We start from the raw sequence: 23,633 nt of genomic DNA on the forward strand, positions 1-23,633 counted from the left end.
GCCGGATCCACAACTCGCTCAACAACACCGACGGTGCCGCCGCCGGCCTGAACATCCACGCGACCACCACCTACGGCGACATCACCGCCCGCAGCCTGTAAAGGAGCACCCCTCATGACCAACCTGGCCATCGCGGCGAACGGGCTGCGCAAGTCCTACGGCGACAAGACCGTGCTCGACGGTGTCGACCTGGCCGTCCCCGAAGGAACGATCTTTTCCCTGCTCGGGCCGAACGGCGCCGGCAAGACCACCGCCGTCAAGATCCTCTCCACCCTCGTCTCCCCCGACCCGGGCACCGGCGGCATCCACATCGGCGGCCACAACCTGGCCACCGACCCGCAGGCGGTGCGCGCCGCGATCGGTGTCACCGGGCAGTTCTCCGCCGTCGACGGCCTGATCACCGGCGAGGAGAACATGCTCCTCATGGCGGACCTGCACCACCTGTCCAAGCGCGACGGGCGGCGGGTCGCCGCCGAACTGCTGGAGCGCTTCGACCTGGTGGAGGCCGCGCAGAAGCCCGCCTCCACCTACTCCGGCGGCATGAAGCGCCGCCTCGACATCGCCATGACGCTGGTCGGCAACCCGCGGATCATCTTCCTCGACGAACCGACCACCGGCCTCGACCCCCGCTCCCGCCACAACATGTGGCAGATCATCCGCGAGCTCGTCTCCGACGGCGTCACCGTCTTCCTCACCACCCAGTACCTGGAGGAGGCCGACCAGCTCGCCGACCGCATCGCCGTGCTCAACGACGGCAAGATCGCCGCCCAGGGCACCGCCGACGAGCTCAAGCGGCTCATCCCCGGCGGCCACGTCCGGCTCCGCTTCACCGACCCGGCCGCCTACCAGTCCGCCGCCATCGCCCTGCGCGAGGCCACCCGGGACGACGAGGGGCTGGCGCTGCAGGTCCCCAGCGACGGCAGCCAGCGCGAGCTGCGTACCGTCCTCGACCGGCTGGACTCCGCCGGCATCGAGGCCGACGAGCTGACCGTGCACACCCCCGACCTCGACGACGTGTTCTTCGCCCTGACCGGCGACACCGACCAGCACAAGGAGGCTGTCCGATGAGCTCCCTCTCCCTCGCCGTGCGCGACTCGTCCACCATGCTGCGCCGCAACCTCCTGCACGCGCGGCGCTACCCGTCCCTCACCCTGAACCTGCTGCTCACGCCGATCATGCTGCTGCTGCTCTTCGTCTACATCTTCGGCGACGTGATGAGCGCGGGCATCGGCAGCGGCGGCGCCGACCGTTCCGAGTACATCGCCTACCTCGTACCGGGTCTCCTGCTGATGACCATCGGCAGCACCACGATCGGCACCGCGGTGTCCGTCTCCACCGACATGACCGAGGGCATCATCGCCCGCTTCCGCACCATGGCGATCCACCGCGGCTCGGTGCTCATCGGGCACGTCATCGGCAGCGTGCTGCAGTGCATCGCCAGCGTGGTCCTCGTCGGAGCCGTCGCCGTGGCCATCGGCTTCCGCTCCACCAACGCCACCGCCCTGGAGTGGCTGGCGGCGTTCGGGCTGCTCGTGCTGTTCGCCCTGGCGCTCACCTGGATCGCGGTCGGCATGGGCCTGATCAGCCCGAACGCCGAGGCCGCCAGCAACAACGCGATGCCGATGATCCTGCTGCCGCTCCTCTCCAGCACCTTCGTCCCCGTCGACGCGATGCCGGGCTGGTTCCAGCCGATCGCCGAATACCAGCCCTTCACCCCCGCCATCGAGACCCTGCGCGGGCTGCTGCTCGGCACCGAGATCGGCCACAACGGATGGATCGCAGTCGCCTGGTGCCTGGGGCTGGCCGTGCTCGGCTACTTCTGGTCGGCCTCGAAGTTCAACCGCGACCCGAAGTAACCGCCATGACAACGCGGGCCACCTCCCGCAACTCGCCCCGCCCCAGGGCGGCGTACCCCGACACCGCGTCGGCATACGCCGCCCCGTCGGCGTTCTCGGCCATCCGCCCGTGAACGGTCGGCTCGGGCGGCGCTCGACCGGGTGTGGCGCCGCCCTGGAGAACGGCTACACAGCGTCATCTTCTCCGGCGAGCTCATAGCCGGTCTCCGGGGGCGTGTGCCAGGGTGTGAGCGGGCTGCCGATCCGCAGCCCGACTCCTCAATCCGCCCTGGTGGCAGTGCTTTTGACTGGTCGTCAGATCGGTTGTCGCTGCCCGGGTGATGGGGGGTCACACCTTGACAGGGGGGTTACACATGTCCACCGCACTGCTCAGACGCGGAACCAGAGCCGCGGCCGTCGTCGCGCTGGCCTTCGTCACCATGCTCAGCGGCATGACCTTCGCCGATGCCCTGGACAGCGAAAGCCTCAAGGCCTCCGGCCCGGTCGAGATCAGCATCGGCGCCGCGGGCATCACCGCCCCGTCCGAAGCACCCAGCGGCCTGGTCTCCTTCCACGTCACCACCGACGACGCGACGGGCCGCCTGCTCCACGCGGTCAGGCTGCGCCCGGGTGTCACCCTGGAGGCGTTCTTCACCGACCTCACCAAACTCGTCAGCCGCGTACCGGCAGCCGGCGCCGAGGCCTCGGCGGCCGTCCGGGACGAGGCGGAGTGGCTCGGCGGCGCCTCGGTCACCCCGGCGGTCCCGGCCACCTTCACCACCCCGGTCTCGGCCGGCCAGGTCGTCCTGGTCGACTTCACTGCCTTCCTGCGCGACCCGGCCCACCCGGTCCACCGCACCATGACCCTCGGCAAGGCCGGGGTCCCGAGCCTCACGGCGTTCCCCGGAAGCTTCGTCATCGCGGAGCAGGCAGCGGGCGGGCCCCGCTTCGAGGCGCAAGGCACCACCAGGGCCAAAGACCCCATCCTGGTCCACAACGCTTCGGACGAGATCCACGAGATGGTGCTCCAGCCGGTCGCCGCGGGCACCACGGACGTGCAGCTCCAGACGTACTTCGACAACCTCCTGAAGGGCACCGCGACCGAGCCGTGGCCCTTCAGCGGCCCTTCGTACGGCCTCGGAGCCATCTCCCCCGGCCGGACCGCCATGCTCCAGCAGCACGGCCTGCCGCCCGGTACCTACGTACTGCTCTGCTACGTCCCGAGCGCCAGGAACGGCCTTCCGCACACGTTCCTCGGCATGCACAAGGTCGTCGTCCTCACCTGACCTTCCGCCGTCCCGGCGGACCACCACCGCGCCCGGCGACGGGCCGCACGGGAGGGCGTGCGGCCCGTCTCGGACGCTACTTCTTGACGTAGAGATCCTGGAAGGGAGTGAAAGGCAGCGCCTGGTAGCAGATGTACGCGATCCACTTCCCCTCCGCGATGCCGGTCCTGCCCGTGGACTCGCAGGCAGCAGCCGTGCCGTAGAAGGAGCTTTCCTTTACGTAGCCCGCGGGGGGCAGCCACGCGCTCGCCTGAGAAGCGACGGGCTGCCGCGCGGGACCGGCGGCGTCGCTGCCCGACGCGGCGAAGGCCTGTGGAGCGCTCAGGGCCAGCGCGGCAGCGAGGATCGTGCAGTGCACGGCCTTCTGTATCGAACGGTTCATATCGGTTTCCCTCTCTCCGGTCACGCCGAGGCGACGACCATGGACGTACTGCTCCGCCACGGAAACGCGGCGGCGTTTCAGGGGTCCGCCGGCCGCACTACGCGGCGGCCACCGGAGTGGCCGTCTCCCGCAGGGTCTGAGTCGCCACGAGTTCCCGGTACTGGGGGCAGCGCTGCATCAGGGAGTCGTGGTCGCCGGAGTCGACGACGGTGCCGGAGTCCAGCAGGACGACATGGCGGGCGTGGTTGATGGTCGACAGGCGATGGGCCACCACGATGACGGCACGGTCCCGGGCCAGCATGTCCAGATCGGCGCGGAAACGCTGTTCGTTGATGCCGTCGAGCTGGCTGGTGGGTTCGTCGAGCAGGACGATCTCGGCGTCGGAGAGCAGGGCCCGGGCCAGGGCCATGCGCTGCCGCTGTCCGCCGGAGAGGTCCGTCTCGCGGCCGAGTACGGTGTCCAGGCCGTCGGGCAGCGCGTCGATGACGTCCGTGAGGTCCAGGACGTCGAGGACGTGGGCGAGCTCCTCGTCGGTGGCGGGGCTGTCCTTGCCCAGCTGGAGGTTGTCGCGGGCGCTGGCCTCGATGAGGGTGAACTTCTGGTCGACGAAGGCGATGTGCCGGCGCAGGTCGCCGAGCGGCCAGCGGTCCTGATCGTGGCCGAGGACGGTGATCCGGCCGCTGCCGGGACGTACGAACCGGTCCATGAGCGTGAGCGCGGTGGTCTTGCCGGCGCCGGAGGAGCCGACGAGGGCGGTGAGTCCGACGGCCGGAGCCTCGAAGGAGATGTCGCGCAGCGCGGGGGTGCCGACGCCGGGGTGGGTGAAGGAGACGTCGCGGAAGGCGATGGCCGGTGCGGCCGGGTCCACGGCGGGGGCCCGCGTGGTGGGCGAGTCCGCGGCCTCGTCGGGGAGGGCGAGCAGTTCGTTGCAGCGGTCCCGGGCGGCCAGGCCCGCCTGGAGGCGTCCCATGGCATTGGTCAGGGTGGTGGCCGACGGAATGGTCTGCAGGAGGTAGAGGAGGAACGCGGCGAAGTCGGCGACCTCGAGGGCACCGGAGGCGATGCGGGTGCCGCCGGCGAGGATGACGGCGATCATCGCGAACTGATTGCCGAGCTGGGTCGCCGCCGGGACGATGGCCTGGAGCCGGGCACTGGTGAGGGACTCGCGGCGCAGGATGTCGGCGTCGTCGGCGAGGACCTGGGCCACGAGCGGTTCGGCTCGGTTCGCCTTGATGGCGGTGAGCGCCTCCAGGTAGGAGGTGAAGCGCTGGGCGATCTTGCCGATGGCGATCTGCTGACCGGTGATGCTGGCCTTGAGGCGCCGGAAGGTGAGGCTGAGGACGGCGGTGACGAGGAGCAGGGAGGCCACCGTCACCAGGGTGAGAACCCAGTCGATCCAGGTCATGACCCCGAGAGTGGCCAGCACGGTGAGGATCGCGAGGGGGAACTGGGCGCCGACGTCTACGACCTGACGCAGTTGCAGGGCGTCCGAGGTGATCCTCGCGGTGAGGTTGCCCGTGCCCTGGGTCCGGACGGTGAGCAGCGGCAGGCGCAGGGTATGGCCCATGACGTAGTTGCGGACCCGGTAGACCATCTGCTCGCCGGCGCGGGCTATGAGGAATCCGGCGGCCGCCATGGCCGCCGCCCCTCCGACGGCTGCGACGCACATCCAGATGACGGGGGTGAGCAGCGACTGGTCCTCGGCGAAGCTGGTGATGACGTCCTTGGCCAGGAGCGGCAGGGACAGGGACGCGCCGGTCGCGGTCAGGGCCAGCACGACGGCGGCGACGAGGGGCCAGGGCGTGGTGCCAAGCTCTCGCAGGAGCCGGATGGGCTGCCCCGCGGCGGGCTGTGGCTGCTGTGAGGTCGGTTGCCTCATGACGGGTGCCTTTCACGGTGGTCGGCGTCGGTGGCTGCGGACGTACGGGAGGCCGGGGCACAGCCGGCGGATGCGGGAAGCCGGTCAGAACCGGGAACCGCCGGACGGGCCGGGCCGGGAGCTGCCGGGCGGGCCGGTTCTTCGTCCGCGGTGCTGGCGCAGGGCGAGGTGGGCCTCTCCGAGCGCGGCCTTCAACAGCGTGATCTCGTTGAGCAGCTTGCGTTGGCGGTCGGCCTCCTCGGAGCGGCGGACCGGCGTCTGCAGGCCGTCATGACCGGCGGTGATGAACTGGCGGCGCCAGTTGGCCACTGCCTGGGGCGAGACGCCTGCCTGCTGCGCGGCCTGGGAGAGGGTGAGACGTTTGCACAGCAGGTCCAGCACGAGACGCACCTTTTCCTGGGGCGGTATGACGGGTTGCGGCGACACGGCATCCCCTTGTGTGCTGCGTTCTTCGGTTCTCGGCAGAGGCGGCGGGGTACGGCACCGCTCACGTGCCGGGAAGGGCGGTGTTCCCGTCGCAGTCCAGGAGGTCGGCCAGCATCGGGACGTAGGTGTGGAGGCTGGCGTGCCAGCCCACGTAGTTGGCGAAGTCGTGGGCGTGCGTGGCGATGCGGACCACCGCGCCGGCTGCCACGACGGACCGGTCGTAGCCGAGTCCGTAGTGGTCCAGGAAGGTGGCCGTCAGCCTGCGGAGGAAGGGCCTCGGCGTGCCGGACAGTTCGGCTGTGCGGCGGAACTCCTCGATCTCGCCGACGATGGAGGACAGGTCTGCTTCGGGGCGTCCGTACGCGGCTTCGATGCCGGAGAGGACCGCGGTGGGCAGGCCGGATCCGGGCTCGTCCGGCGGGACGATGCTGCCGAGGGTGAGCCAGCCGTGCAGGACGGTGTCGTGGTCCGTGGGCTGCAGGACGGTGTCGGTGTAGGCGCGCAGTTTGGCGAAGCGTCCGGGGCCGAGTTGGCTGCGCAGGCGGTAGTGGAAGCCGGCGCCGGCCCGGGTGCCGCGGCCGTGTTCGAGCCAGGTGCGCAGCCTGGCCGGACCGGGGGGCGGCGGGTAGACGTCGCGCGGCGGGGCGGGCCGGGGGGTGTGGAGGACTTCGAGCCGGGCCCCGAGGCGGCCGAGGAGGTCGTACAGGTGGTGGCCGGGGTCGTCCTCGATGAGCAGGAACCGGGCGGCGCTGCGCCGGCCGGCGGTGTTCCAGGTGCTCCGGGTCGCGTCGGCTTCGGTGGGTGTGGCGAAGTGCAGGCGGTCGTCGGACGCGTCGCGTGCGCGCGCGGTGAAGTCGTCCGGGACGGGAGGGTAGGGGGTGGTGTGGTTGTGCCCTCGGCTGTGCTGCCAGCGGATGGTGCCGTCGGAGCGCCGGGTGATGCGGGTGGTCTGCAGGCCGGTGCCGTACGTGGCGATCTGCTGTTCGTCGGGTGCGGTCATGCGGCACCGCTCTCGGACCATGCGCGCATGTCCTCCAGGGTGGTGAGGGCGTGCGGCAGGTAGGCGGCGCTGCCGATGCCCTCCTCTCCGGTGGACACGCTCACCCCGCTCACGGGTGGCAGGACGGTGACGTTCTCCCGTTGGGACAGCTCGACGATGTGCCGCTGGTAGGCGGGGTTCAGGTGGCCGTTCGGGGGCAGCGAGGGGCAGATCACGATCGGGGCCCGGGTGCTCTGGAGGGCCAGCAGCGCGGGGGTGTCCGCGAGGCCCAGCGAGAGGCGGGCGATGAAGTGCATGGTGGCCGGATGGACGAGCACGGCGTCGGGCCACGCGGCGAGGTGGACGTGCAGGGCCCGGTCGGGTTCGTCGGGCCACACGTCGACGGTGGGCAGGCCCCGGCCCCCTGCCGCGGCGACGGCCGTGGTTCCCACGAAGCGCCGGGCGGACGCCGTGAGGACGCTGTGGACCTCGGTTTCCGGGTAGTGGGTGCGCAGCCAGCTCATCCAGGCCGGCAGGAGCATGGCCTGGATCCCGCCGGTGGTGATGTAGAGGAGACGTTTGGCGTGGAAGGCGGGTGCGGCCTGCGGGGAGGGCACGGGCAGGGTCATCGGGTGCCTCGCCGGGCGAAGGCGGTGGTGATGGCGGTGAGGTCGCGGATCGCGGCGCCGGTTCCCTCGTGCATGTGCAGGCCGCACACGTTGACGACCACGTCGTCGACGCCGGCCTGGTGGTAGGAGGCCAGCGTGGCGGCGATGTCGTCGGCGGTGCCCGTGGCGAAGAGGTTCCGGTCGATGATGTGCTGCGCCGCGGTCGCCGGGTCGGAGCGGTCGACGGGGATGCCGGCCTGGTTGAGCATGTCGCTGTAGTGGGGGGACGACAGGTGGGGGCCGACGGCTTTGAGGGCCAGCTGCCGGAGGTCGCGGCCGGGGCGGGTCACGGCGCAGTGGACGATGGCGGCGACCCGCGGCCGGGTACGGCCCGCCGTCCGGGCGGCCTCGTCCATGGCCGGCAGGAGCCGGTCACCGAGGTAGCTGAGGGGTGTCAGCCAGGTGATGGCCCAGTCGGCGGCCTCTCCGGCCAGCCGGGCCATCGGCAGACGGAGGACTCCGACGCCGATTTCGACGGGGGGCGTGTCCATCTTCGATATCTCGATGCCGTCGGTCGGCCACAGGCCGTCGTCCGTGGCGAGGCCGCCGTCGAGCAGGGTGCGCATCATCCGGATGTAGTGACGGGCGGCCGTCACGGGCTTGTCGTAGGCGCGGCCGTTGACCCGGCGCTGGAGCTCCTTGCCTCCGGGGCCTATGCCGCTGATGTAGGAGTGGCCGGACAGGGCCGCGATGGAGCGTGCGTTGACGGCGGCAGTCATGGGGTGACGCAGCGGCATCAGTGTGACGGCGGTTCCGAAGCCTATGTCGAGGCCCATACCGGTCAGTGCGGCGAAGACCGCGTGACTTTCGATGGTGAAGGACTGCCCGAGCCACAGCCTGCGGCCGGAAGTGGTCTCGGCGACGCGGGCGTAGGGCAGGACGTCGCCGATGTCGGCCGGCATCGCCGGATACATGACGCTGATCGTGGACATCTCGTTCATCCTTCGCTGCTGGATGCGGGGTGGCCGGGGCGCCGGCGCCACTGGTCGGGGAAGCCGGTGGCGTCTCCGCAGACGACACCGCTGAAGCGGTCGGGCCGGTAGTGCGCGGCGGCACCGCGGACGTCGGCGAGGGTGAGCGCGGCGATGGCGCGGGGAACGTCGGTGAGCGCGCTGGGGGGCAGGTCCTGGGTGACGGCCGCGGTGAGCAGGGAGGCCCGGCCGCTCTGGGAGCCGGCGTTGATGGTGTAGGCGCCGGTGATGAACCCGCCGGCCGCGCGGAGCTCCTCCTCGTCGGGCCCGGTGGTGGAGTACTCGTCGGTGAGTTCCATGAGGAGGCTCATGGCCCGGGGGGCGTGGCGGGTGTGTACGTCGGCCTCTATGACCACGACGTCCGCGTCGACGTAGTCGGTGGCGGCGCGGCACCGGTACGCCAGGCCGTGCTGTTCCCGCAGGACGGTGTTGATGCGGGAGGCGAAGCTGCCACCGAGGACGGTGGCGGCCACCTGGTGGGCTGCGAAGTCCATGATGTCGTTGCGGGGCGGGGCGGGTGCGACGAGGCGTATCTGGGTGAGTTCCTGGCCGGGGCGGTGGCTGGTGGTGATCCCGGGTGACGGCAGCGGCGTCGGGAGTGCCGGCCGGTCGTCGGGAAGGCCGGCCTGCCAGTCGGACAGGGCGGCCGTGAACCGGGTGAGGGCCTGCGTGGTGTCCGTGGCTCCAACGAGGGCGAGATGGGCCCGGTGCGGGGTGACGAACCGGGCGAACGCCTCGGTGACGTCGCTCAGGGTGGCGTGCCCGGTCAGTTCGGGGTCGGGTGCGGGGTCGACCGCGGGCGGAAGCTGCCCGTAGTACGCGGACCACATCCGGCGGGTGGCGTGGACGGCGGGCTGGGAGGCTGCCACGGTCGCCTGCTGGGTGACCAGGGTGACGGCGCGTTCGACGGTGGCGGTGGTGAAGCCGGCGTGGACGAGCTCGGCGAGGGTGTCCGCCAGCAGGGGCTGGAGGTCGGCCGTCGCCTGCAGGCCGAGCAGCAGCCAGTCGCGTCGGCGGTTGACGCTGGCGATGCCCCCGGCCTGTTCGAGACGGGCGGTGGCGGAGTGCAGTGACCAGCAGGCGGCGACGACGTCCGAGGCGGCGAGGTCGGCGGGTGTGCCGAGCGGCAGGCGCAGCGCGAGGCGTGCCTGCAGGAGCGGCACGGTGTCGAGGGAGGTCGCGGTCAGGGTCAGGCCGTTGGGAGCCTGGTCCGTGACCAGGTGCGCGTCGGGTGCGGAAAGGGTCATCGGGGCGTCTCCTCGGGCAGCAGGTTGATCAGCGCGCGTCCCGCGGGCGAGGAGACGTTGGCCGCCGCGGCCGTGATGTCCGCGTCGGTGAGGTCTCCGATGTGCCGGGCGAGCTGCTCGCCGATGTCGGCCCGGCCGAAGAGGAGGGCGCCGCGGGCGAGGAACCGGGCGCGGTAGGCGAGCGAGTCGAAGTCCCGGTAGAAGCGCGTACGGGCGCAGGCCACCGCCCGGGCCGTCTCCGCTCCCCGGGCCGCACCGCCGGCGACGTCGGCGAGCTGGCCCTTGACGACCTCCTCCGTCCGGTCGCCCTGGCCGGCGCGGTGGTGGGCGACGATGACGAAGGTGTCGGGGTGGGTGACGGTCATCGGTCCGAAGTAGCCCGTGGCCGAGTCGACTTTCGCGCCGAACGGGATCAGGGCGGTGCGCAGCCTGGCGTGGTTGCCGGTGGTCAGCAGGTGGGCCAGCGCGACGTGGGCGGCGTACCCGCGTACGTCGTGCCGTGCGTCGGGGAGGCGGGCTCCGAGGGCCAGGGCGGGCTGGGGGGCGAGGGCGTCGTGGTGGGTCGCACGGCGTTCCCCGGCCGGCGCGGGCTCGTGCAGGTCGGGTGGTGCGGGCACGGGGCGGGCGGGAACGTGGGCGAATGCGGTGCGGGCCGCGGCGACGGCCTGCTCCGGGGCGAGGTCGCCGCACATGGCCAGGACGGCGTTGCCGGGCGCGTAGTAGGTGCGGAAGAAGTCGGCGCAGTCCTCGGCGGTCGCCGCGTCGAGGTCGGCGAGTTCCCCGAAGCCGTTGTGGGTGTTCTCCCACCGTTCGAACATCACGCCGGGGAGGACGGTCCACGGGAAGCCGCCGTAGGGCTTGCCGGTGACTTGCAGCCGTATCTCTTCCTTGACGACGTTGCGCTGGGTGGCGAGGAGGTCGGGGGAGATCGTGAGGAACCCCATGCGGTCGGCCTCGAGTTCCAGGACCATGCGCAGCGCGGCCCCCGGAACGACCTGGTAGTAGTCGGTCGAGTCGGGGAACGTGTTGCCGTTGACGATTCCGCCACAGGCCTGGACGGAGGCGAAGTGCTCTCCGGCGGCGGTGTTCCGCGACCCCTGGAACATCATGTGCTCGAAGAGGTGGGCGAATCCCGAGCGCGTGGGTTTCTCGGTCCGGAAGCCGACCCGGTAGTTCACGGAGACTCCGACACCGGAGGCTCCCCTGACTCGCTGAGCCACGATGCGCAGTCCGTTGGCGAGTGTCTCGTGATGGATGGCGTCCGACATACGGAGGATTACAGCCGCGCCGGCGCCGCCGCACCAAGCGTTAATTGACCGCCCGGGGGAATCCGCCCAGTGGGGCGTCATCAGGTCCGCCGGACCTTCAACTTACCCGGAAAATTGGATGTTGCCGCTCGACCGGATCCCTCCTTAGTGTCCCCGGCATGGAGACAGAAAACCGTGCCCGGGGCGGAACTCCCCAGTTGACGCCGGTCGATCTCGACAGTGTTCCGGAGGTCGACGCACTGCTCAGTCGGCTCGGTATCGGAATTCTCGACCGGACCGTGGTGAAGACGTCCCTGGGACGCAATGACAATTGGAGCGGAACCAGCGCCGACGGTACCGAGGTATTCGTCAAACGCATCAGCGGGCCCGACCGTGAGGCCCGGATGACGCGTACCACGGCATTCTGCGCCGCAGCCGGGGACTGGGTGACGACGCCTCGTCTGCTGGGGTCCGACAAGGAGAACGGGCTACTGGTCTTCGAACGGCTCTCCGACAGCCGGAGCGGAACCGAACTGGTCGCGGACGACGCCTTCACCGAGGATCTGTGCGAACGGGCGGGTACCGGCCTCGCGGCCGTCCACGGGCTGGACCCGGCGGGATTCGACACCACGCCCCATCCGCTGCCGCCCACGGCGAACCTGGAGGCGGTGCCCTATTCCTTCTACACCCAGGCGACGGCCGCGGAGCTGGCCACATGGCGGCTGATGCACGGGGACCCGCCACTGGCCGACGCCCTGCGCCGGCTGCGCGGGGCGGACGACGAGTCCCTCCCCTCCTGGTGTCCCATCCACGGCGACGTGCGGCTGGACCAGTTCCTCCTCGCCGGCGGGCAGCTGTACCTGACGGACTTCGAGGAGGCCCGCATCGGTGATCCGGCCCGGGACCTGGGCGCGTTCGCGGGTGAGTGGCTCTTCCAGGCGGCCCTGCGGATCCCCGTGACACTGGCCGAATCGTCCCCCATGGGGCACACCCCCACCCACGAGGAGATCATCGCCACCGGTGTCGGCGAGATCGAGCAGCGCAGCCCGCTGGTCCGCCGTTTCTACGCCGCCTACCTCGACCGCGCTCCGGGCTTCGTCCGGGACGACAAGGAGCTCGCCGTCAGGGCGGCCTCGTACGCCGGCTGGCACATGATGGACCGCATGCTCGCCACGGCGGGCTCCTCGACCCGACTGTCGCCCGTGTCCAAAGCCGCGGCGGGCATCGGGCGCACAGTCCTGCTGTCCCCGGCCGAATTCACCTCGTCCCTGGGTCTGGAGGCCTGACATGCCGCACGGAAATCTCGGTCTGGCCGACCGGATCGCCGCCCTGACCGAGCGGGTCACCGTCACCGCCGGAGGGCTCAAGGCGGAGACGGCCGGCGAGGTCTACGAGGCGGACAATCCCCAGGCCCTGGCCCGCCGTCTGGGCGGCGTGCTGTACGACACCCTGCACTCCGGCCGCGCCAGGCCACTGGACGTGAAGCCGCGTTCGCTGCGCGACGCCGCCCTGGACGCGGCTCTCGACGAGGCCACCGGGCCGCCGAGCACGACGATGGTGGGACGCTTCGTCTCCGAGACGGCGGACGACACCGTCGTGGTGCTGGACGGACTGCGGGTCCGGGTGCCGCGCGGCCGGGTGGCCGGACGCTCCGGCGACCAGGTCACCGTCGTCATGCCCTGCGCCAGGCCGGGTCTGTCGTCGGGCTTCTTCCTCGCCAACTCCAGCCTGTCCGCTCCCCCGCGGAAGGGACCACTGCTGCGGCTGTACGGGCACCTGGATTCCCCGGACGTCGCGCCGGACGTCTGGCGTGCGCTCGTCGGTTTCCTGGAGGACGCGGGGGTCCCCTGGCAGGCGAAGATCGCCTCGTCCCCCGTCGTGTACCCGCGCAACGACGCCCTCGTCGTCTACCTTCCGCGGCCGTCGTGGCGGATCGCCCGCGACTGCGCGGTCATGCTCGAGGAAACCGACCTCCTCACGGAGGGAACCTCCCCCTTCACCCGGGCCGTCACCGCCTCGGTCGGCTGTGCCTTCGAGCCGGACGACCCGCGCCGGGCCCGGCAGGACCTGAGCTTCGGGCAGCACCGGGCGCAGGTGTTCGCGGAAGCCCTGGTCCGGCACGCCACCACGGCCGACGACGAGGACGAGCTGCTCGCCGACACCATCGCCACGGCCTTCCTCGACGCCGGGATCGACCCCGCCGAACCTGCCCGCAACCTCTCCTCGCCCGTCACCGACGTTGTTCGGCCGTCTTGAAACCCACCCTCGAAGGGAATTCGCACATGTCTGACATGCAGAACTACGACGTGGTCGTCGTCGGCGGCGGGCCGGCCGGTTCGACCGTCGGCGGGCTCCTCGCCAAGGCCGGTCACCGGGTCCTGATCCTCGAACGGGAGCGGTTCCCCCGCTACCACATCGGTGAGTCCCTGGTCACCGGCATGACCCCGCTGATGGAGGAACTCGGCCTGGTCGAGGAACTGGACCGGCGGTTCCAGCACAAGAGCGGCATCTCCCTGCGGTGGGGTTCGGACCCGCAGCCGTGGCGCAGCGACTTCTCCTCGACGGGCAGCATCTACGGCCACGCCTGGCACGTGACCCGCAGCGAATTCGACCAGTTGATGCTCGACAACGCGCGCTCCATGGGCGCGACGGTCGTGGAGGAGGCACACGTCAGCGAGGTGACCGGCGCCGATACGGGCACGGTGACCGGGCTGGTGTACACCCACGGGGGACAGCAGCACCGGGTCACCAGCCGCTTCGTCGTCGATGCCTCGGGCCAGGCGCGCGTGGTCTCCCGCAAGGTGACGGAGACCCAGTGGCAGGACGACCTGCGCAATGTCGCGGTGTGGGGCTACTACGACACCTACACCCCGATCGAGAACGGGGACGACATCCTGTGCGAGGCCATCGAGGGCGGGGGGTGGATGTGGGGCATCCCGCTGGGGAAAGACAAGCTGAGCATGGGCTACGTGCTGCCGGCGGAACGGATGGCGAAGGCCGTCCGGGAGGGGCTGAGCCAGCGGGAGGTGTTCCTCCAGGGCCTGGCGGCCAGCAACATCGCCAAGACGATGGTGGACCCCTCGGACACGTCGGCGGACATGAAGACGGCGCGGGACTGGTCGCACCTCAGCGACACGTTCTATGGCCGGGGCTGGGTCGCGGTCGGCGACGCGGCGGCGTTCATCGACCCGCTGTTCTCCTCCGGGGTCTGGCTCGGGACCTCCGGCGCGTGGCTGGCGGCGCGGAGTCTCGACAAGGCGCTGCGGAGCCCGGCGGACGAGCAGCAGGCGCTGAAGCAGTTCGACAGCGTCTACCGGCAGCTCTTCAAGGACATCCTCACCTACGTGCGGTTCTTCATGGACCCCACGCGGCTGCGGGAGGAGTACATGGAGCGCGCCCAGGAGATCACCCAGATGTACACCCAGTCCTCGCGGGTCGGCTTCATCGCGCTGATCTCGGGCATCGGTGCCGTGGCCGACCTGGTCGACTTCGACCCGATGGGCATGGACGGTCTGCGGGAGGTCATCATGGAGCGCACGGAGCAGGCGAAGGCACGGGCCGAGGCGGAGGCTGCCGCGACGGCCTGAGAACCGGCGCTGCCCACGGCCGGCGCGCTGCCCCGCCGTTTTGCCCAACCCCGCTGACGGTATCCACACGGTGCGGTTTCCCAGAATTCCTGGGGAACCGCACCGTTGTGTTTTCGGCAGCTTTTCCCGGGCTGTCACAGAGGCCTGACCAGGCCTCAACGTAGGCCCAATATTGGCTTCCCGTTCGATTCCCGCAGCTCAATCAGCATTCTGCCTAAACAGGTGAAACTTAGCAGCGTCGACAGCCCACTTGGCGTGTGACAGATTTATCCCTGTCAGAAGAAATGAGCCGGAGAGCCTTCGGCCCTTCGCTTTCGGATCGCAGGAGAGGTAATTCTCATGAACGAGAAGCTCATCGCCGGATACGCCGCCTACACCGACGCCGACGAGTTCGGCTCGACCACGCTGGGCGACGCGCCGGCCACCATCGAGACCGTCAGCTGGGTGGTCACCGCCGCCTCCGTCGGCGCGAGCGTCGCGGCCACCTTCGACGTCGGCTGCTGAATCCGGTAATCGTCCGGCTCCGGCGACCGAAGGGGACGGATCCCCCGCGTCCCCTCGCCACTCGCTGACGCTCACCACACGGTGCGGTTCCTCGTTCCAGGGGAACCGCACCGTGGCGTTTCCGGCCGGCTTCCGGCCCGCCCGGCCCGTCCGGGCCCGTTCCCCAAGGAACGAGCCAGGTTGCCGATCGCCGCAGGTTCCCGCAGATGAGGCGGCTTCCTCCCTAAACAGGGCGGTTGTCGGAACATCGACACCCCGCAGCGTGCATGCCAGATTTTTCCTCGTCAGACGGGGAGCCGAAAGGTTCTCGGCTCCTTCTCCTCAGTCACACACGAGAGGTCATTCTCATGAACGAGAAGCTCATCGCCGGATACGCCGCCTACACCGACGCGGAGGAGCTGTCCGCCAACGCCCTGGACAGCGCGCCGGCCACGATCGAGATCATCTCCCTCACCGTCGCGTCGTTCGTCGCCTCCGCGGAGACCTACGACATCAAGTGCTGAGTGCGGCTGCGGCCGCGGGGCCGCACGCCGGCTGACGAGATGAAGAGCCGGGAGTTCCCGCAGAGGTTCCGGCCCTTCCCGATCGAGGAAAGGAAGTGATTGGTATGAACGAGAAGCTCATCGCCGGGTACGCCGCTTACACGGACGCGGAGGAGTTCTCCGCCGACGCCCTGGACAGTGCGCCGGCCACGATCGAGATCGTCTCCCTGACCGTGGCGTCGTTCGTCGCCTCGGCCAAGACGTACGACATCGCCTGCTGATCAGTGCGGATGCGCACGGGGCGCCGTCTCCCACCGGCAACGGTGGGCATGGCGCCCCGGTCGCGCGCGGCGGCTTCAGGCGTGGCGCGCGGCGGTGTCGGCGATGTGCCGGAGGGCTGCCAGATGGCCTGCCAGGGCCTTGCGGCCCCGGTCGGTGAGGGACAGCCAGGTGCGGGGCGTCTTCCCCACGTGGCCCTTGCGGACCGAGAGGTAGCCGAGCTCCTCCAGGGCGGCGACGTTCTTCGACAGGTTCGAGGGCGAGAGGCCGCAGTAGTCCTGGACGGCCCGGAACTCCGCTTCGTCGCAGCCCGAGAGGAAGGCCGACATCCGAAGGCGGTTGGCCGTCCGGAAGGCGTCGTCCAGGTCGTCTTCGTCCGTCATGCGCGAACCTGCTTCTGCAGGGCCACCCAGGTGTAGATGCCCACGGCGACACCCAGACCGGCGTAGATCCAGCGGGTGTCCGGGGAGGACGCGAGGGCGGAGACCACGATGGCGATGCAGCAGATGCCCACGGTCCTCCACTTCTCGCGGGCGGGTCCACGCAGTCCGGTGACGCCCTGCGCGCTCCGGATCCGCAGGACCAGCCAGGCCGCGGTCAGTGCGCACAGGATTCCCGCGGCCACGGTGACGAGCTTGAGCCAGCCGGTGGCGGGGCCCGCGCCGGCCAGCGCGATGGCGGCGCCGACCAGGACGGCACAGACGGGCGGGGCCCATCGGGGCAGACGGGGCTGGACCGAGGCGTCGTAGGACTGGCGGGCCTGCTCGAGGTCACGTCGGGCGTTTTCTGCATCCATGTTTGCCAGGTTCGCATGTACTTTCCTGATTTTCAAGTGGTAGCTTCCTGGAAACAACTTGAAGAGACCCAGGAAGTGGGACCGGACGTGAAACCCCTGGAGATCAACGCGCTGTCCAAGCGCTACGGAGAGCGCCTCGCCCTCGACTCGCTCTCCTTCACCGTGCCGCCCGGCGAGATCTTCGGATTCGTCGGCAGCAACGGAGCCGGGAAGACGACCACGATGCGGATCGCCGTCGGCGTCCTGGAGGCCGACGAGGGCGAAGTCCGCTACGGCGGCGAGCCTGTGGACGTCCACTCCAGCGCCCGCTTCGGCTACATGCCGGAGGAACGCGGCCTGTACCCGAAGATGACCGTCGCCAAGCACCTCGTCTATCTGGCGCAGTTACACGGCCTGAGCGCCAAGGACGCCCGCGAGGCGATGACGAGCTGGACCGAGCGCTTGCATCTCGCCGAGCGCCGCGATTCGACCATCGACGCGCTCAGCCTGGGCAACCGCCAGCGCGTCCAGCTGGCCGCCGCACTCGTCCACGACCCCGACGTCCTCATCCTCGACGAGCCGTTCTCGGGCCTGGACCCCCTCGCCGTCCAGGACATGGCCCAGGTCATCAAGCAGAAGGCGGCGGAGGGCGCACCCGTCCTCTTCTCCAGCCACCAACTGGACCTGGTGGAGCAGCTGTGCGACCGCGTCGCCGTCATCCGGCACGGGCGACTCGCCGCCTGCGGCAGCCTCGACGGCCTGCGCTCGGCCGAACCGGCCCGCATCTTCCTCCAGGTCGACGGGGCCCGGAACGACTGGCCGGAGCGCTGCGCCGCCGTCGCGGGCTTCGAGCGGCACGACAACGGGCTGCTGATCGAACTCGCCGCCGGGCATGACGAGAACGACCTCCTGAGGGCTGCCATGGAGCAGGGTGTGGTGCGCCGCCTGGCCTGGCAGCGGCCCACCCTCACCGACATGTTCCGCAACCTGATCGATCCCGCGGAAGGCAGTGTCCGATGACCACGCCCGCAGTACGCCCCGGATCCAAGGCATTCCGAGACGTCTGGCTCGTCTACCGGCGCGAAGTCACCGCGCGGCTGTCCTCCAAGGGCTACTTCGCCGGCATGCTGGTCATGGCGGTGGTCGTGGTCGCCATCGTGCTGGGCCTGTCCTACATGGGCGCGCCCAAGACGCTGCACGTCGCCGTGTGCGGCGCCCAGGCCACCGAGTTCGGTGCCGCGCCCGCGGGCGTCCAGGTGCAGACGTGCGCCGGCATGAGCCAGGCGCGCACGGCCACTTCGAACGGGGATGCCGACGCGGCCGTCGTCGTCGACCAGGGACGGGCGTCGCTGCTGGTCCGCGGCGACAGCGACCAGCGCGCTCGCGACGCGGTCGCCGTCATGGGCCGCAACTGGGCCTTGAACAAGGCCTACCAGGACCAGAACGTGGACCAGGCCGCTCTCGCGCAGCGCCTGTCCACTACCGCCCCCCACGTCGTGACCATCGGGGACGGCCCGGACAGCAAGCAGCTCGGGGCCGCGGTCAGCCTGGTGATCATCTTGTTCATGCAGATCGTCGGGCAGGGCTCGCTCATCGCCCAGGGCGTGGTGGAGGAGAAGTCGACGCGCATCGTCGAGGTGCTGCTCTCCACTCTGACCCCGCTGCGCCTGATGGTCGGGAAGGTGGCGGGGATCGGTACGGCCGCGGTGCTCCAGATCCTCGTGCTGGTCGGGGCGCTGGTCGGGGCGCGAGCCGTAGGGGGCGGCGAGAGCGGAGTGGTGCCCGGCGCCGGCGCCGTGGTGTCCCTGCTCGTGTGGTTCCTGCTGTCCTTCGCGCTCTTCGCCGGCCTGTTCGCCGCGGCCGGATCCCTGGTCTCGCGACCGGAGGACCTGCAGTCGGTCCTGATGCCGGTGATGATGACGGCCCTGCTCCCGGTGGGTGTCGCGGCCGTCGCCGCCAACGACCTGAGCGCGCCGTGGGTCGGCGTCGTCCAGTACCTGCCTCCGTTCTCCGGAGTCCTCGTCCCCCTGCAGGCCGTCGTCGGCAACATCTCGGTCCTCGAGCAGATCCTCGCCGCGGCGGTGATGCTGCTAGCCGTCAGCGGCTGCATGTGGCTGGCGTCCCGGATCTACCGCTCTTCCATCCTGAAGATCGGCGCGACCGTGCGCTGGCGCCAGGCACTGGCGGCCTGACCCGCCGGCCCTCCCTGCCCCCCGCCTCCCTACCGACAGCAGGTGTGCCGCGCTGCGCCAGAGGCATGGGCCCCTTCCTTCGAGAAAGGTTCTCTTCATGTTGCAGGTGGTGCACCTGTTGGCGGTCCTTGCCGCCGTTCTCCTCGCCGCCCGGGCCGGACGGGTGGCGGCCCGATGGCTGCGTCAGCCCGAAGTGATCGGGGAGATGACCGCCGGTCTGCTCGCCGGACCGGCTGCTCTCGCGTTACTGGGCCGCACGGGCTTCGACGCGGTTCTGCCGCAGCCCGTACTGGGCGACTTGAAGACCGTGGGCGAGGCCGGCCTGATCCTCTTCCTCGTCGGGCTCGCGCACCATCTGCGGACCGGGTCGGACCACCCGGGCCGCCGAGCCGTGGCGTGGGTGACGACGGGATCCCTGCTGCTCCCGCTGCTGTGCGGAGCGCTGCTGGCCGTCTGGGTCATCACGCAGGGAGGAGCCGAGGTGCGCGGCGAGGCGCCCACGGCCTCGTTCGTCCTCATGATGGCGGTCTCCCTGAGCATCAGCGCCGTGCCGGTGATGGCGCGGATCATCACCGCACGCGGGATGCAGCGGTCCCGGGCGGGCGGTCTGACCCTCGCGTCGGCCGTTCTGATCGACGCGCTGGGCTGGCTGTTGCTGACGCTGGCGGTGTGCCTCTCGTCGGGCAGCGTGGACGGATTCGTACGATCACTGATCGCGCTCGCCTTCGCCGGCCTGTGCGGGCTGGCGATCAGAGTCGTCCTGTCCTGCGCGCCGGCCCGTCGCCTGTGCGCACGCGCACCCCGCGCGGCCGCCGCCGCTCTGGGCGTCGCGGCGATCGCCGCCGCACTGGCGGTGGAGCACCTCGGCATGACGGCGATCGTCGGCGCTGCCGCGGTGGGCGCGTCCGTCCCGGCCGGCAAGGACAGCCCCTGGGCTCCCGCCGTGGCCTCGGTCTCCCGTGTCGGGAAGGCCGTGGTCCCGGTCTTCTTCGTGGTGACCGGTATCAGCGTGTTCGGCAAGGGAGTCGCCTCCGCCTCCTGGCAGCTGTTCGCTCTGGCCCTGGTCCTCGGCGTCACGGGCAAGGTCCTCGGCGGCTACCTGGGCGCACGAGCCGGCGGCCAGCCGGTCCACCAGTCCCGCCAGGTCGCCGTACTGATGAACACCCGCGGGCTGACCGAACTCATCGTCCTGCAAGTGGGCCTGACGGCCGGCGTCCTCACCGCCCCGCTGGCCCTGGCGCTCGTGGTCATGGCCCTGGTGACCACCGCAATGACCGGGCCCCTGCTGCGCCTCCTGGACCGCACCGGCCCGGCGGCGGAGATGCCGGCTCTGCCGGCCCGGGTCCTCTCGGAGCGGCAGAGGGCATGAAGAAGCGTGTGCGGCCCCGCACTCACGCGGGGCCGCACACGCTGGGGGGAAGGGCAGCGACGAGGTCGCGGCGCCTGGGGGGATCAGGCGCCCCGTCTGCGCAGCAGGGCCTGTGCATGCCCGCCGGCCACCACGGGGGCGCGCGAGCGCATGGTCGCGCGGATGGCCTGCAACTGCAGGTAGGAGTCGCCCAGTGCCTGCTTGAGCTCGTTGAGCTCCCCGATCAGCTTCTGCTCGCGCTGGCTGGCCTGGTCGAGGCCTGTCTGCAAGCCGTTGCGGCCCGCGATGACGAAGCGTCTCTTCCAGTTGTATATGGCCTGGTCCGTGACACCGGCCTCGCGGGCGGCCTCGGCGGCGGTGATCTCTCCGGCAAGAACGGCCAACACAATGCGAACTTTTTCCTCGGACGGGAGGGCAGGCGGACGCGGCATGAGGTTCTCCTGGAAGGGGGACGCTGGTGGGCAGCGTGTCGGTGCTGCGGTGACCGGCCGCAGCAGGCCGACCTGACGGTGTGAGCCGGTGCGGCGTCAGCCGGCGGTGTTCGGCGTTCCACGCTGGAGACGGTGCCAGGCGTAGGCCGCGGAGATGATGGTCATGTGGTGGTGCCAGCCGGGGAAGGACCGTCCTTCGAAATCGGCCAGCCCGAGATGTCCCTGCATCTCGGCGACGGCGCGGGCGGAGCGGTCCAGCAACCCGGTCAGGGCCAGCAGGCTGTCCACGCGCTCATCGGTCAGGCTGGTCAGCCACCAGCGGGTGCGCTCACCGCTGCCGTCGGTGACTAGGATCCGGCAGCGGCGCAGGCCGCCCGCCGAGGCACCGCCGGGCACCCACACGGGGGACGACAGGGCGGCGTGCCGGACGGCGTCGCCCGCGGCAAGGGCCACCGTGCGCTCCGGGCAACCGGTCAGGGAGCGCACGTCGCGTGTCACGCCGTCGGCGGCCACGAGGCGCATGTGGGGAGGCACCCGGACCGCGAAATGCCGGCCGCGCCGGGACAGTGCGCGCACCAGGTGGAGGCTGTCGGTGTGGGACGTGACGTCGGCGACGACCGGCAGGGGGCGGCTGCCCGCGCGATGGCCCCCGCTCGCGAGGAGGGCCGTCGCCTGCTCCTCCAGGTTCTGGGCGCGGTCCAGGGCCGGAATCCTCGTGCGCTGCCGCTCCGTCTCGGTCAGCCAGCGTGCGGGCAGATGCAGGCGCCAGTGGGTGGGCAAGGCCTCCTGCCCACCGGCGAGGAACAGGCCGAGACCGACCTGACAGCTCGCGGACCGGCCCAGTTGCGGGACGAAACGTGTGTGCACGCCGCAGCTGTGGTCTCCGCGTTTGGGGATGTAGGCGAAGTCGATCACGTGGGCCTCCGGCGCCAGGCGGCCGGAGATCCAGCGGGCGAGCTCGTCGCGCACGGGCTCCCAGTCCCAGGGACTCACGTTGATGAACTGGTGCATGGACTGCGAAGCGGTCGGCGAGGCGGCGACAGCCGACGCGATGCGCCGCAGGGACTTCTTTCCCGGCGCCGCCAGCAGGCCCCGCATGTAGACGCGTGCCCAACGGCGCTGGTCGGCACGGGGCAAGGCGGCAAAGAGCTCTTCGGCGAACGTCTCCACCGATGTGGGTGGTGCCGGTGCGTATGTCGTCATGAGGCGTCTCCTCCCCCCTCTGGCCGGCCGGCAGCTGACGAAGACGCTGCGCGGACGGCGGGCTTCGTACGGAACGGGCGCTTCATTCGGCTCTCCCTCAGGGCGTCCCTCAGGGTGGGGCGGGGGTCTCCGCCGGTTCGATGCCGGATCCATGCCGGTTCTTCTTTGTTTCCATAGGGGCGTGGGCGGGTGGTGGAGGACCGGCATAGGGGCGGGGGTGAGGATGTCGGTCCCGAGACGCCGCCCGTCCGCGAGGAGTGCCGCCGTATGAACAGCCGACGCATCCGGAAGGTCGTCATCCTCGGCGGTGGCGCCGAGGGGTGGATGACAGCAGCCCATCTCGGGAAGGCGCTGCGGGGGACCGTCGACATCACCGTGCTGGAGGCGCCGGGCGACGCCCCGGTGCCGGGGGCGGCCGGGTTCGGGACCCTGCCGCATTTCCACCGGTTCTTCTTCGGCCTCCTCGGCATCAACGAGGACGAGTGGATGCGCGAGTGCGGTGCGACCTTCAAGACGGCGGCGCGGTTCGTCAACTGGCGTACGGGAGGACCTGTTTCGGCGGTCCCCCGGGAGCTGCCGGGCGGCGGGGCGGACCACTTCTACCATTCCACGGGGCTGCTCCCGGACTGCGAGGGGCTGCCGCTGTCCTCGTACTGGCTGCTGCGCACGCGGGAGGGACGCACCACCGAGCCCTTCGACTACGCGTGTTTCCGTGAGCCCCCGCTGATGGACGCCAAGCTGGCGCCCCGCTGGCTCGACGGTCGGGCCGCCACCCGGTACGCCTGGCACCTCGACGGCGGCCTGCTCACCGGGTACCTGCGCCGCCTCGTCCTTGCGGCGGAGGGCGGCGTGCGCGCCGTCGGAGGCGACTTCGCGGGCGCCGACCGGGACGGCCGCGGGTTCGTCACCGCCGTACGGACCACGGACGGGACCAGGCTGGACGCGGACCTGTTCATCGACTGTTCGGGCTCCGCCGGCGCACTCGTGGGCGGGGTGCTGGGCGAGCCGTTCCTGGACCTGTCCGGCGAACTGCTGTGCGACCGGGCGGTGGTCGCCCGGATCCCGCACGAGGACCGGGCCGAGACCGTCGAGCCGTACACCTCCGCGGTGGCCGTGCCGTCGGGCTGGGCCTGGAAGCTGCCGCTGCGCTCCGGGTTCCTCACCGGCCACGTGCACCACGGTTCGCTGACCACGCCGGAGGAGGCGGTCGACGAGCTGTGCGCGCTGTGGGGCGCGGACCGGGCGCGGACCCGGTTCGACGTCGTCGCCCTGCGGGTGGGGCGGATCCGCCGCGCCTGGGTGGGCAACGTCGTCGCCCTGGGCGGGTCCGCCGGTTCGCTGGGGCCGCTCCAGCCGACCGACAGCCACTTCCTGGTGGCCGCGCTGCACCGGCTGGTCACGCACTTCCCCGACCGGGACTTCGACCCGGCGCTGGCCGACAGCTACAACCGGGAGACCGAGGAGCTGTTCGCGCAGTCCCGGGACTTCGTACAGGCCCATCTGGCCTTCGCCCCGCGCACCGACACGCCGTTCTGGCGAGCACTCGGGGAGCGGGAGCTGCCCGAGGGGCTGCGGCGCAAGGCCGCCCTCTACCGCGCCGGTCTTCCGGTCAATCCGACGGCCACGGACGAGGCCGCGTACTACGGCTCGACCGGCAGGCCCGAGGCTGAGCTCCGCAACATCTGGACCGACGGGCACTACTACAGCATCCTGACGGGCCTGGGGACGGAGCCGGCGCGCCCGCTGCCCGCGCTCGCCCATCACGTGAAGCAGGCCGCCGCCGCGGACGAGGTGTTCACGGCGGTCAAGCGTCAGCAGCGCATCCTCCTGGACACGCTGCCGACGGCCTACGAGTGCCTGCTGCACCTGCACGGAGGCTGACCTGAGCGGA

Annotated in this window: 25 protein-coding genes; 13 read left to right on the forward strand and 12 right to left on the reverse strand. The window is 70.8% G+C overall.

The annotated features are described in order from the left end of the window. Nucleotides 1-114 precede the first annotated feature (114 nt). From ACGFYQ_RS36930 to ACGFYQ_RS36940, 3 genes are all read left to right on the forward strand, one after another. On the forward strand, nt 115-1,068 hold the full coding sequence (locus ACGFYQ_RS36930) for an ATP-binding cassette domain-containing protein (protein WP_393750862.1): 954 nt from the start codon (nt 115-117) through the stop codon (nt 1,066-1,068). Further along, the gene (locus ACGFYQ_RS36935) at nt 1,065-1,856 is read left to right on the forward strand and encodes an ABC transporter permease (RefSeq protein ID WP_393750864.1); all 792 of its coding nucleotides are present in this window, start codon (nt 1,065-1,067) and stop codon (nt 1,854-1,856) included. The genes ACGFYQ_RS36930 and ACGFYQ_RS36935 overlap by 4 nt, the downstream gene beginning before the upstream one ends. A gap of 353 nt (nt 1,857-2,209) precedes the next feature. Continuing rightward, the gene (locus tag ACGFYQ_RS36940) at nt 2,210-3,121 is read left to right on the forward strand and encodes a hypothetical protein (protein ID WP_393750866.1); all 912 of its coding nucleotides are present in this window, start codon (nt 2,210-2,212) and stop codon (nt 3,119-3,121) included. 76 nt (nt 3,122-3,197) lie between these two features. Here the strand turns inward: ACGFYQ_RS36940 and ACGFYQ_RS36945 are convergent, their stop codons facing one another. The 8 genes from ACGFYQ_RS36945 to ACGFYQ_RS36980 all read right to left on the reverse strand — a co-directional run bounded on the left by ACGFYQ_RS36945 (nt 3,198) and on the right by ACGFYQ_RS36980 (nt 10,941). Beyond that, a complete protein-coding gene (locus ACGFYQ_RS36945; protein ID WP_393750868.1) occupies nt 3,198-3,503 on the reverse strand; it encodes a hypothetical protein in 306 nt (101 codons plus the stop codon). A gap of 97 nt (nt 3,504-3,600) precedes the next feature. After that, the gene (locus ACGFYQ_RS36950; RefSeq protein WP_393750870.1) at nt 3,601-5,382 is read right to left on the reverse strand and encodes an ABC transporter ATP-binding protein; all 1,782 of its coding nucleotides are present in this window, start codon (nt 5,380-5,382) and stop codon (nt 3,601-3,603) included. A gap of 84 nt (nt 5,383-5,466) precedes the next feature. After that, a complete protein-coding gene (locus tag ACGFYQ_RS36955; RefSeq protein WP_393750872.1) occupies nt 5,467-5,808 on the reverse strand; it encodes a transposase in 342 nt (113 codons plus the stop codon). A gap of 61 nt (nt 5,809-5,869) precedes the next feature. Further along, nucleotides 5,870-6,808: a hypothetical protein gene (locus ACGFYQ_RS36960; RefSeq protein ID WP_393750874.1), complete on the reverse strand. Its 939-nt coding sequence runs from the start codon at nt 6,806-6,808 to the stop codon at nt 5,870-5,872. After that, nucleotides 6,805-7,416 carry a flavoprotein gene (locus ACGFYQ_RS36965; RefSeq protein WP_393750876.1) on the reverse strand — a complete coding sequence of 204 codons (612 nt, stop codon included), beginning with the start codon at nt 7,414-7,416 and terminating at the stop codon, nt 6,805-6,807. Before ACGFYQ_RS36965 ends, ACGFYQ_RS36960 begins: the two co-directional genes overlap by 4 nt. Continuing rightward, nucleotides 7,413-8,387, reverse strand: a complete 975-nt coding sequence (locus ACGFYQ_RS36970) for an LLM class flavin-dependent oxidoreductase (protein ID WP_393750878.1) — start codon at nt 8,385-8,387, stop codon at nt 7,413-7,415. Before ACGFYQ_RS36970 ends, ACGFYQ_RS36965 begins: the two co-directional genes overlap by 4 nt. 5 nt (nt 8,388-8,392) lie before the next feature. Next, the gene (locus ACGFYQ_RS36975; protein ID WP_393750880.1) at nt 8,393-9,673 is read right to left on the reverse strand and encodes a M16 family metallopeptidase; all 1,281 of its coding nucleotides are present in this window, start codon (nt 9,671-9,673) and stop codon (nt 8,393-8,395) included. Next, nucleotides 9,670-10,941, reverse strand: a complete 1,272-nt coding sequence (locus ACGFYQ_RS36980) for a M16 family metallopeptidase (protein WP_393750882.1) — start codon at nt 10,939-10,941, stop codon at nt 9,670-9,672. The genes ACGFYQ_RS36975 and ACGFYQ_RS36980 overlap by 4 nt, the downstream gene beginning before the upstream one ends. A 158-nt stretch (nt 10,942-11,099) precedes the next feature. On the opposite strand from ACGFYQ_RS36980, the gene lxmK reads away from it, so the two are divergent. The 6 genes from lxmK (at nt 11,100) to ACGFYQ_RS37010 (ending at nt 15,774) form a co-directional block, all read left to right on the forward strand. Further along, nucleotides 11,100-12,206: a class V lanthionine synthetase subunit LxmK gene (lxmK, locus tag ACGFYQ_RS36985; RefSeq protein ID WP_393750884.1), complete on the forward strand. Its 1,107-nt coding sequence runs from the start codon at nt 11,100-11,102 to the stop codon at nt 12,204-12,206. Nucleotide 12,207: 1 nt separating this feature from the next. After that, nucleotides 12,208-13,176, forward strand: a complete 969-nt coding sequence (locus ACGFYQ_RS36990; protein ID WP_393750886.1) for a T3SS effector HopA1 family protein — start codon at nt 12,208-12,210, stop codon at nt 13,174-13,176. Between the two features lie 26 nt (nt 13,177-13,202). Continuing rightward, nucleotides 13,203-14,507 carry an NAD(P)/FAD-dependent oxidoreductase gene (locus tag ACGFYQ_RS36995; protein ID WP_393750889.1) on the forward strand — a complete coding sequence of 435 codons (1,305 nt, stop codon included), beginning with the start codon at nt 13,203-13,205 and terminating at the stop codon, nt 14,505-14,507. A 339-nt stretch (nt 14,508-14,846) separates the two neighbouring features. Further along, nucleotides 14,847-15,011 (forward strand): LxmA leader domain family RiPP, encoded by a 165-nt coding sequence (locus ACGFYQ_RS37000; RefSeq protein WP_393750891.1) that lies wholly within the window; start codon nt 14,847-14,849, stop codon nt 15,009-15,011. 347 nt (nt 15,012-15,358) lie between these two features. Further along, the gene (locus tag ACGFYQ_RS37005) at nt 15,359-15,514 is read left to right on the forward strand and encodes an LxmA leader domain family RiPP (protein WP_393750893.1); all 156 of its coding nucleotides are present in this window, start codon (nt 15,359-15,361) and stop codon (nt 15,512-15,514) included. A 104-nt stretch (nt 15,515-15,618) separates the two neighbouring features. Further along, on the forward strand, nt 15,619-15,774 hold the full coding sequence (locus tag ACGFYQ_RS37010; RefSeq protein WP_393750895.1) for an LxmA leader domain family RiPP: 156 nt from the start codon (nt 15,619-15,621) through the stop codon (nt 15,772-15,774). Nucleotides 15,775-15,849: 75 nt separating this feature from the next. On the opposite strand, the gene ACGFYQ_RS37015 is transcribed toward ACGFYQ_RS37010, so the two are convergent. Together ACGFYQ_RS37015 and ACGFYQ_RS37020 are read right to left on the reverse strand one after the other, a co-directional pair. Beyond that, nucleotides 15,850-16,155, reverse strand: coding sequence for a transcriptional regulator (locus tag ACGFYQ_RS37015; RefSeq protein WP_393750897.1), 306 nt, complete (start codon nt 16,153-16,155; stop codon nt 15,850-15,852). Further along, nucleotides 16,152-16,568: a hypothetical protein gene (locus ACGFYQ_RS37020; RefSeq protein WP_393750899.1), complete on the reverse strand. Its 417-nt coding sequence runs from the start codon at nt 16,566-16,568 to the stop codon at nt 16,152-16,154. Before ACGFYQ_RS37020 ends, ACGFYQ_RS37015 begins: the two co-directional genes overlap by 4 nt. An 87-nt stretch (nt 16,569-16,655) precedes the next feature. Between ACGFYQ_RS37020 and ACGFYQ_RS37025 the strand changes: the two genes are divergently transcribed. From ACGFYQ_RS37025 to ACGFYQ_RS37035, 3 genes are all read left to right on the forward strand, one after another. Beyond that, on the forward strand, nt 16,656-17,567 hold the full coding sequence (locus ACGFYQ_RS37025) for an ABC transporter ATP-binding protein (protein WP_393750901.1): 912 nt from the start codon (nt 16,656-16,658) through the stop codon (nt 17,565-17,567). Further along, nucleotides 17,564-18,739 (forward strand): ABC transporter permease, encoded by a 1,176-nt coding sequence (locus ACGFYQ_RS37030; RefSeq protein ID WP_393750904.1) that lies wholly within the window; start codon nt 17,564-17,566, stop codon nt 18,737-18,739. Before ACGFYQ_RS37025 ends, ACGFYQ_RS37030 begins: the two co-directional genes overlap by 4 nt. A gap of 97 nt (nt 18,740-18,836) precedes the next feature. Then, nucleotides 18,837-20,108, forward strand: a complete 1,272-nt coding sequence (locus tag ACGFYQ_RS37035) for a cation:proton antiporter (RefSeq protein WP_393750906.1) — start codon at nt 18,837-18,839, stop codon at nt 20,106-20,108. Nucleotides 20,109-20,191: 83 nt separating this feature from the next. On the opposite strand, the gene ACGFYQ_RS37040 is transcribed toward ACGFYQ_RS37035, so the two are convergent. Together ACGFYQ_RS37040 and ACGFYQ_RS37045 are read right to left on the reverse strand one after the other, a co-directional pair. Further along, complete coding sequence (locus ACGFYQ_RS37040; RefSeq protein WP_393750908.1) at nt 20,192-20,539, reverse strand: transposase; 348 nt, start codon at nt 20,537-20,539, stop codon at nt 20,192-20,194. A 96-nt stretch (nt 20,540-20,635) separates the two neighbouring features. Next, on the reverse strand, nt 20,636-21,742 hold the full coding sequence (locus ACGFYQ_RS37045; RefSeq protein WP_393750910.1) for an IS701 family transposase: 1,107 nt from the start codon (nt 21,740-21,742) through the stop codon (nt 20,636-20,638). 267 nt (nt 21,743-22,009) lie between these two features. Between ACGFYQ_RS37045 and ACGFYQ_RS37050 the strand changes: the two genes are divergently transcribed. Continuing rightward, nucleotides 22,010-23,623 (forward strand): tryptophan halogenase family protein, encoded by a 1,614-nt coding sequence (locus tag ACGFYQ_RS37050; RefSeq protein WP_393750912.1) that lies wholly within the window; start codon nt 22,010-22,012, stop codon nt 23,621-23,623. Nucleotides 23,624-23,633 lie beyond the last annotated feature (10 nt).

It is taken from the genome of Streptomyces sp. NPDC048258 (genome assembly GCF_043201995.1).
Lineage (GTDB): Bacteria > Actinomycetota > Actinomycetes > Streptomycetales > Streptomycetaceae > Streptomyces.

What these genes read in the sequence shown, in the direction of transcription:
- ACGFYQ_RS36930 (WP_393750862.1), top strand. Translation starts at nt 115, where the DNA reads ATGACCAACCTGGCCATCGCGGCGAACGGGCTGCGCAAGTCCTACGGC.
- ACGFYQ_RS36935 (WP_393750864.1), top strand. Translation starts at nt 1,065, where the DNA reads ATGAGCTCCCTCTCCCTCGCCGTGCGCGACTCGTCCACCATGCTGCGC.
- ACGFYQ_RS36940 (WP_393750866.1), top strand. Translation starts at nt 2,210, where the DNA reads ATGTCCACCGCACTGCTCAGACGCGGAACCAGAGCCGCGGCCGTCGTC.
- ACGFYQ_RS36945 (WP_393750868.1), bottom strand. Translation starts at nt 3,503, where the DNA reads ATGAACCGTTCGATACAGAAGGCCGTGCACTGCACGATCCTCGCTGCC.
- ACGFYQ_RS36950 (WP_393750870.1), bottom strand. Translation starts at nt 5,382, where the DNA reads ATGAGGCAACCGACCTCACAGCAGCCACAGCCCGCCGCGGGGCAGCCC.
- ACGFYQ_RS36960 (WP_393750874.1), bottom strand. Translation starts at nt 6,808, where the DNA reads ATGACCGCACCCGACGAACAGCAGATCGCCACGTACGGCACCGGCCTG.
- ACGFYQ_RS36965 (WP_393750876.1), bottom strand. Translation starts at nt 7,416, where the DNA reads ATGACCCTGCCCGTGCCCTCCCCGCAGGCCGCACCCGCCTTCCACGCC.
- ACGFYQ_RS36970 (WP_393750878.1), bottom strand. Translation starts at nt 8,387, where the DNA reads ATGTCCACGATCAGCGTCATGTATCCGGCGATGCCGGCCGACATCGGC.
- ACGFYQ_RS36975 (WP_393750880.1), bottom strand. Translation starts at nt 9,673, where the DNA reads ATGACCCTTTCCGCACCCGACGCGCACCTGGTCACGGACCAGGCTCCC.
- ACGFYQ_RS36980 (WP_393750882.1), bottom strand. Translation starts at nt 10,941, where the DNA reads ATGTCGGACGCCATCCATCACGAGACACTCGCCAACGGACTGCGCATC.
- lxmK (WP_393750884.1), top strand. Translation starts at nt 11,100, where the DNA reads ATGGAGACAGAAAACCGTGCCCGGGGCGGAACTCCCCAGTTGACGCCG.
- ACGFYQ_RS36990 (WP_393750886.1), top strand. Translation starts at nt 12,208, where the DNA reads ATGCCGCACGGAAATCTCGGTCTGGCCGACCGGATCGCCGCCCTGACC.
- ACGFYQ_RS36995 (WP_393750889.1), top strand. Translation starts at nt 13,203, where the DNA reads ATGTCTGACATGCAGAACTACGACGTGGTCGTCGTCGGCGGCGGGCCG.
- ACGFYQ_RS37000 (WP_393750891.1), top strand. Translation starts at nt 14,847, where the DNA reads ATGAACGAGAAGCTCATCGCCGGATACGCCGCCTACACCGACGCCGAC.
- ACGFYQ_RS37005 (WP_393750893.1), top strand. Translation starts at nt 15,359, where the DNA reads ATGAACGAGAAGCTCATCGCCGGATACGCCGCCTACACCGACGCGGAG.
- ACGFYQ_RS37010 (WP_393750895.1), top strand. Translation starts at nt 15,619, where the DNA reads ATGAACGAGAAGCTCATCGCCGGGTACGCCGCTTACACGGACGCGGAG.
- ACGFYQ_RS37015 (WP_393750897.1), bottom strand. Translation starts at nt 16,155, where the DNA reads ATGACGGACGAAGACGACCTGGACGACGCCTTCCGGACGGCCAACCGC.
- ACGFYQ_RS37020 (WP_393750899.1), bottom strand. Translation starts at nt 16,568, where the DNA reads ATGGATGCAGAAAACGCCCGACGTGACCTCGAGCAGGCCCGCCAGTCC.
- ACGFYQ_RS37030 (WP_393750904.1), top strand. Translation starts at nt 17,564, where the DNA reads ATGACCACGCCCGCAGTACGCCCCGGATCCAAGGCATTCCGAGACGTC.
- ACGFYQ_RS37035 (WP_393750906.1), top strand. Translation starts at nt 18,837, where the DNA reads ATGTTGCAGGTGGTGCACCTGTTGGCGGTCCTTGCCGCCGTTCTCCTC.
- ACGFYQ_RS37040 (WP_393750908.1), bottom strand. Translation starts at nt 20,539, where the DNA reads ATGCCGCGTCCGCCTGCCCTCCCGTCCGAGGAAAAAGTTCGCATTGTG.
- ACGFYQ_RS37045 (WP_393750910.1), bottom strand. Translation starts at nt 21,742, where the DNA reads ATGACGACATACGCACCGGCACCACCCACATCGGTGGAGACGTTCGCC.
- ACGFYQ_RS37050 (WP_393750912.1), top strand. Translation starts at nt 22,010, where the DNA reads ATGAACAGCCGACGCATCCGGAAGGTCGTCATCCTCGGCGGTGGCGCC.